General features: G+C 57.2%; 6 protein-coding genes and 3 pseudogenes. 8 read left to right on the top strand and 1 reads right to left on the bottom strand.

Annotated elements, in window-relative coordinates; all coding sequences use genetic code 11:
* Positions 1–105 precede the first annotated feature (105 nt).
* From NZK35_RS25540 to NZK35_RS25530, 3 genes and pseudogenes are all read left to right on the top strand, one after another.
* Positions 106–630, top strand: coding sequence for a hypothetical protein (locus NZK35_RS25540; protein WP_259635353.1), 525 nt, complete (start codon positions 106–108; stop codon positions 628–630).
* Between the two features lie 126 nt (positions 631–756).
* Positions 757–876 (top strand): annotated as a pseudogene (locus NZK35_RS25535) (ADP-ribosylglycohydrolase family protein); the annotation flags it as partial.
* A pseudogene (locus tag NZK35_RS25530) lies at positions 873–1,634 on the top strand (M28 family peptidase); the annotation flags it as partial. The pseudogenes NZK35_RS25535 and NZK35_RS25530, both read left to right, overlap by 4 nt.
* Positions 1,635–1,636: 2 nt before the next feature.
* On the opposite strand, the pseudogene NZK35_RS25525 reads toward NZK35_RS25530, so the two are convergent.
* Positions 1,637–1,780, bottom strand: a pseudogene (locus tag NZK35_RS25525) (4Fe-4S dicluster domain-containing protein); the annotation flags it as partial.
* A gap of 275 nt (positions 1,781–2,055) precedes the next feature.
* Between NZK35_RS25525 and NZK35_RS25520 the strand changes: the two are divergent.
* From NZK35_RS25520 to NZK35_RS25500, 5 genes are all read left to right on the top strand, one after another.
* Complete coding sequence (locus NZK35_RS25520; RefSeq protein ID WP_259635351.1) at positions 2,056–2,523, top strand: DUF1569 domain-containing protein; 468 nt, start codon at positions 2,056–2,058, stop codon at positions 2,521–2,523.
* A 303-nt stretch (positions 2,524–2,826) separates the two neighbouring features.
* The gene (locus NZK35_RS25515) at positions 2,827–3,294 is read left to right on the top strand and encodes a MarR family winged helix-turn-helix transcriptional regulator (RefSeq protein ID WP_259635350.1); all 468 of its coding nucleotides are present in this window, start codon (positions 2,827–2,829) and stop codon (positions 3,292–3,294) included.
* A gap of 61 nt (positions 3,295–3,355) precedes the next feature.
* Positions 3,356–3,943, top strand: a complete 588-nt coding sequence (locus tag NZK35_RS25510) for a hypothetical protein (RefSeq protein ID WP_259635349.1) — start codon at positions 3,356–3,358, stop codon at positions 3,941–3,943.
* Positions 3,944–4,725: 782 nt separating this feature from the next.
* The gene (locus tag NZK35_RS25505) at positions 4,726–5,373 is read left to right on the top strand and encodes a hypothetical protein (RefSeq protein ID WP_259635348.1); all 648 of its coding nucleotides are present in this window, start codon (positions 4,726–4,728) and stop codon (positions 5,371–5,373) included.
* A gap of 31 nt (positions 5,374–5,404) precedes the next feature.
* Positions 5,405–6,823 (top strand): DUF1254 domain-containing protein, encoded by a 1,419-nt coding sequence (locus NZK35_RS25500; protein ID WP_259635347.1) that lies wholly within the window; start codon positions 5,405–5,407, stop codon positions 6,821–6,823.
* Positions 6,824–6,838 lie beyond the last annotated feature (15 nt).

The raw sequence follows: 6,838 nt of genomic DNA, 5'->3' as shown, positions 1-6,838 counted from the left end.
CGTCACTTCCGATCACAGTAAGAACATCCACTACGTCGGCATGCGTAAACTCTTTAGACTATTGAACATGGCTATCCTACTTGACTTTCCCGGATTGAATGGCTGATGCACACCCCCGATCTCTCTGAATTCAATTTCACCATCACAGTCGACGATGTTGCCACGGCGATCAAAAAGGTGAATGCATATTCGACCGAACAAAGAATCCGTCGCTTTGATGATGTTGCGGCCAAGCAAGGCAATGTAATGGGCGCTGCGGTCCAGCTTGGCTCGCTGAAAGTACCAATGGAATTGGTCGAGGAGAGTCTATACGTCTTGTTGGTTCTCTTTGAACTATTTGAAGCTGTTGCCCCAACCATGCCACCGGTAAGCCAAGAGACGGTGCAGGATTCATTTGACAAATACGCTGCGATGATTCGATTCTACGACGAAGAGTCTCCCCGTGAGACCCAGCGACTGTCGCAGGCTCAGTGGAAGAAATTCCCGGAGCATGCAGTCCTCGCCTTTGTCGTTAACCACTTGAAGGAAAAACTGATCGGCATCAATCGCGAAACCGAATTGGTACGTCAGTGCTGCATGGTGATGACGCAGTCATTCGTTTCAACTTACGTTAAATCGCGAGGGACTTAGAAATTTCAGCACGGTCAAATGCGTTGTAATTCGCTTTTTTGAAGAGGATTGTAGGTGGGGACAACTGAGTGAATCGCGATGCAATCGTTGGATGCATCCTGGGGACTGCGGTCGGGGATGACCGCTCCGAAAGATTTTCGCTCGGCGGTCACGAGCATCATTGAGTGCGGTGGCGACGCGGACACGACGGCCGCGATCGTTGGTGGCATCGTGGGCGCTGGTGCCGGGCAAGCAGGTATCCCCAGTGGTCCGAGATGGGCTATAGTCATTCGCGGGAATGCTACGACGCCATGGGCGACGAGGCGACCAACCTGATCGTCGAGTGCCCAGGAACCAAGCGAGCTGATGAGATCGTTTTGCTCGGCGCCCATTACGACACTGTTTTTAATACACCCGGTGCCGATGACAACGCGTCCGCCGTTGCCGTGTTGATCGAAGTCAGCCGTTTGCTGCGCGAGCACAGTGGAAAACGAACCGCCCGATTCGTCGCATTCGCTTGCGAAGAGCCGCCGTACTTCAACATGGACTCGATGGGCAGCCAACACCACGCCCGCCTTTCGCGACAGCGCGGCGACAACATCATTGGCATGCTGTGCCTGGAGATGGTTGGTTACTACAGTCTGACGAAAGGCTCGCAGACGGTTCCGCCGGGCATTCCGAAATGGAGGCACCGATTCTTTCCCGGGCGGGGCAACTTTCTGGCAGCCGTCGGCAACATGTCATCCTGGAAGTTGTGCTGGAGATTCCGGCGAGGATTCAAACGCGGCACGCGCCGCATGCCCCTTTTCTCGATCTGCCTACCCGAAAAGATCCACGAGATCCGCCTGAGCGACAACAGCTCATTCTGGGACCAAGGCTATCCCGCACTGATGCTCACCGACACCAGCTTCTTACGCAACCCGAACTACCACCAGGCGACCGACACACCAGACACGCTCGACTATCCCAGGATGACCGAAGTCACTCTAGGCGTCGCATCCGCAATGCGCAAACTGCTCGGCTAGGCTTAATCGTGTGCCGAGGGGCATTCCCTTGCCTTCGTCGCGTTCAGTTCAATGAACCGATGCCATTGCTCCGGAACGTCGTCTTCATAGAAAATCGCCTCGGTTGGGCATTCGGGAACGCAGGCACCACAATCGATGCATTCATCCGCTACCTCGGATACGGCGAGTCACCGCATGGAGGTCCATACGTTCTGAGCGAATGGATTGATGGCAGCCCAATGCACGCGATCGACCGCCCCAGCGAGCAACGAACATCCCGTAGTTGCTGATTCCTTTCTCGTCGTGAAGATGCGGTCACGATCATCTCTGCGAGCCGGTCGGACTTGAATCGCGTTGGTATTCATCGCTGGTGTCAATCTTCAGGTGGTTCGCCCATAATGTGCTTCGAAAGATCCAAATTCTACGGAGATGCCGAAGACAGATGAGTGACCTCCGTCAATTGCAGTTCAACAATCTCGAAGCCGCCGTCGATGACGCTCGGCAATTGTTGGCTAGCGGCTATGTCCGGCACGGAAACTGGTCGCTCGGGCAGATCTGTCGGCACTTGGTTTTGGTCCAAGACCCCAGCGTCGATGGCTATCCCGTTTGGATGTCGCTCTTTGCGCCACTGCGACCTCTGGTGCGAAGACTGCTGTTGCCCAAGGTGCTTAGCGGCGATTCTCCTCGTGGGATACGAACGGCTCCGATGTTTGTTCCGTCAGATGATTTAGAAGATGCAACCGAAGTGGAGGCATTTGCAGCCAGTGTTAGACGTCTGCTGGATCACTCCGGCAGCTTCGCACCTCATCCGGGATTCGGCCGATTGCCACGCGAGAAGATTCTTGAAATCCACACCGCACATGCCGCTCACCATCTCCGACATCTTCGCGCGCAAGGTGAGTCTTCGTAATTGGCCAGTGAAAACGATCACTTAGCCAATACGTTCCAGCCCGATAGGCGTCCTGGCCGATCAAGCCCAACGATGTTCCCGGAGTCCAAAAGGACGCGGATGACATGCTCACGGCTTTGGCCGAAAAGTGGTATGGCCTGCATCATGAATTGATCAGGAAATGCGATCCGACCCGTTTCCTTACCTCCATCACGATGGATCAACAATGGGGAGCATTCCCCTATTTGCACGCGGCAATGATTTCTGAGTAAAATAATTGTCGTTGTCAACAACAGGAAGAAGACGGGGACCACAGTGCTCACCTTGCCGACGGCGAAAATCGCCAACGAAGATCGCTCAATTCGATCCAGTACCGGGTACTGGGTGACGCGTCTTGCCAGAACGATGGAAAGCGACTTTGAGAACCGACTGAGCGTCCATGGCGTGTCACGAGCCGCATGTGCAATCCTGAGTGCGATCGCGAATGACAAGAAAACCACGCCCGCTTCGCTCGCGTCATTCATCGGGATTGACGCGGCTGCAATGACCCGGCACTTGGATCGTCTTGAAGAACAAGGGCTGCTCGTTCGGGAGCGAAGCACGACAGACCGGCGCGTCGTGAAGCTCAAGTTGACTCGCAAGGGTTCCCGGCTCGTCCCCAAGCTCGTTGCCGATTCAAAAGCGACCAATGCGAAGTTTCTTGCCGGTCTGACTTCGGCTGAGAAGAAGGGTCTCCAGGAGATTGTTCAAAAGATGTTGGCCAACAGCGATCTTGTGCCGGAGGATATCTAGAGATGGGTACGTGGCGACGTGAGATGCAAATGGTCCCGACCTCAAATGGAGAAATGCAGTGATGAAACACATCTTAATGCCGCTGATCTTGGCGTGTCTTTCCGTTGTCAATGGGATAGCACAAGACGCGGGGGAGTTGCAAAAGACCAGCGCCGAACCGGACCAAGGTTCGATTTTGGCTGAGCCATTGGACGCGCTGGAATGGATGGTGGGCGAGTGGGTTGATAAAGGCGACGATACCACGATCGTCACCAAATGCTCATGGACGAAGAATCGGAAGTTTCTGAAGCGGTCGTTCGAGTTGAAGACGGACGGGAAAGTCACTCTTCACGGGGACCAAATTGTCGGGTTCGATCCTCGGTCCAATCAAATCCGGTCTTGGACATTCGATTCGGAGGGTGGAATTGGTGAAGGAGTCTGGATTCAGGACGGAAACCGCTGGCTGGTGAAGTCATCCTTCGTGCTCGCCGATGGTTCGCGGGCCTCATCGCTGAATGTTTACACCTATGTCGACGACGACACGTTCCGTTGGCAGTCAACCAACCGCGAAATTGCGGGCGAACTTCAGCCCAGCATTCCGGAAGTCAGCGTCGTTCGATTAGCAGAGGACGACAACGCAGCAGCAAATTCGCAGGAGGAATCGAAATGAAGATTCGCAATGTTTCAACGTGTCTTTCAGTGTCGTTCGTCGCGATCTTCCTGATTGGCGGAGACGCGATCGCACAGCGCGGCGGTCGCGGTGGTGGAGGTCGGGTTGGAGGTGGAAGTCGTCCTTCGATCAATCGATCGCCCTCGATGAGTCGCCCGAGTTTACCGGCGGCAGGTCGTCCGGCGATGCCGAGCGGTCCGGCCACGCGTCCCAGTCTTCCCGCCACTGGCCAACGTCCCTCCAATCCACGTCCCTCCAATCCACGTCCCGCCTCGCCCAATCGGCCTCCGACGGGAACACGACCTACGCCCGGCATTTCTCCCGGAACACGACCAGCAGTTCCGGGCACTCGGCCAGCAGTACCCGGTGCAGGGAATCGTCCGAGCATTGATCCCGGCAAGATTCAGGGTGGGATTCGACCGGGTGCCGGCACGCGTCCCTCGATGCCCGACTGGTTCAAACCGGGGGCATCGCCCAACCCTTCTACTCGCCCGGCTCCCTCGATCCCGAGTCAACTTCCAGCTCGGCCAGGCGGAGGCGGCAAGCCCGGGACACCTGGCTTCAAGCCTCCGGGCCTGACCAAGCCGGGTCCGGGCGATCGGCCCGGAACGCGACCACCAGCGACGACACTACCGGCTCGTCCCGATCGCCCTGGAACCCGACCACCGGCGACAACGCTACCGGCGCGACCCGATCGCCCCGGAACGAAGCCGCCCGTCTCGACGTTACCGGTTCGGCCGGAACGACCGGGGACACGACCGCCGGGGTTTCGACCGCCAACGATGCCTCCAGTCGCCCGACCGTTGCCTTGGTATCCATCGCATCCGAACTATCCCAATTACCGCCCCGGCTATTGGTGGCGGTGGGCATCCGCTGGGGCGATCACGGGATGGGTCACTTACCGCTGGTCACAGCCGGTCTACTACCAGTACGGGACGGGTGGCAACGTCTACTACCAAGACAACACCGTCTACGTGAACGGCGAGGAGTATGGATCCGCTGAACAGTACTACTCCGACACTTCACAGGTCGCCGAGTCGGTTCCCGAAATGACCGACGAGCAGGCTGAGGAGCTGGAATGGATGCCCTTGGGCGTCTTTGCCATCACCGAAGAAGGCGTCAACGCCAGCAGCATGTTCCTGCAGCTCGCCGTCAGCAAAGAAGGAATCATCGCGGGCACGTTTTACAACGAGTTGACCGATGTCATGCACCCGGTCGAAGGCATGGTCGACGAAAAGACGCAGCGCGCCGTCTGGAGAGCGGCCGACGGTTCCAATGATGACCTGATCATGGAAACTGGGATTTACAACCTCACGAAAGAATCGGCGGAAGTTCTGGTGCACTTTGGTCCGGAACAAACGCAAGAGGCATTGCTCGTCCGCATGGAAGAGCTAGAAGGAGCGTCCGATCAAGAAGCCTCAGCGCAGTGACTTCAACCTCCTTCCTCAAAGCGACAGTACCATGACAAAGAAGCAAACTTCTTTCTGCCTGACGCTTGTTTGCCTGGCACTGTCAGCGGGCGAGGCAGCTTCAGCCCAGGGGCTTCCCGGTGAGTTAATCGCGCCTGAGGAAGCCCGCGCCATCGCCAAGGAAGCCTACATCTACGCAAACCCCGTGGTGGATAGTTACCGCGTGATCCATGGGTACTTCTTGGACTCGGAAAATTCTGAATTCAAGGCACCCTTGAACGAGATCAAAAACATCCCCCGCGTCTACACGCACGAAGACAAGGCGGTTCAGACGCCCAATTCCGATACGCCTTACAGTTGGCTGGGATTGGATCTGCGCGCCGAGCCGATCGTGCTGACCGTTCCCCAGATCGAAAAGGATCGCTACTTCAGCATCCAGCTGATCGACCTCTACACCCACAACTTCGCCTACATCGGCAGCCGCACCACCGGAAACGAAGGTGGCAACTTCCTCATCGCCGGACCGGGGTGGGACGGCGACGTTCCCGAAGGCATCACGAAGGTTTACCACTCGGAAACGGAACTGATGCTGGCGGTCTACCGGACGCAGCTCTTTAACCCCGATGACCTGGAAAAGGTGAAAGCCATCCAGGCCCGCTACAAGGTGGAAAAACTTTCCGCCTTCCTCGGCAAGCCGGCCCCCGAGGCGGCACCGGCGATCGATTTCGTCGAACCGCTTTCTCAGGAGGAACTCCGCAAGTCCCCCAAGGTCTTCGAGCAACTCAACTTCGTGCTGCAGTTTTGCCCGACTCACCCTTCCGAAGTGGAGTTGATGGAGCGTTTCGCCAAGCTGAATATCGGTGCGGCTAAGAACTTCGAATGGGATGCGTTTTCCCCTGCGATCCAGGAAGCGATTGGTCAGGGAATCGCGGATGCCTGGGCTGACTTCGGAGAGCTGAAAAAGAAATCGGACGCCGGGGAGCTCGGTTCCGGCGATGCCTTTGGTACGCGGGAGCACCTCAACAATAACTATCTCTACCGCATGGCGGCCGCGGTGCTCGGGATCTGGGGCAACAGCGAGGAAGAAGCCATCTACCCGGCGTACTATGTCGATGCCGACGGGGAGAAACTCGACGGCTCCCAACGTTACACGCTGCGTTTCGCGCCGGATCAGTTGCCGCCCGTCGAGGCGTTCTGGTCGCTGACGATGTATGAACTGCCAGCCAGCCTGCTGACGAAGAACCCGCTCAACCGTTACCTACTCAATTCGCCCATGCTGGAGGATTTTGTGCGCGACGAAGACGGGGGAATCAAGCTCTATCTGCAGCACGAATCGCCGGGCAACGACAAGGAGGCCAACTGGCTTCCGGCTCCCTCGGGGCCTTTTTCCGCGATCCTGCGTCTCTACTGGCCGCAGGCGGAAGCCCTCGACGGCACCTGGACGATGCCGCCGCTGCAACGGGTCGAATAACCAAACAGGACTACT

The organism is Stieleria sedimenti, assembly GCF_025060895.1.
Lineage (GTDB): Bacteria > Planctomycetota > Planctomycetia > Pirellulales > Pirellulaceae > Stieleria > Stieleria sedimenti.
This window is presented reverse-complemented; position numbering and strand designations above follow the sequence as displayed.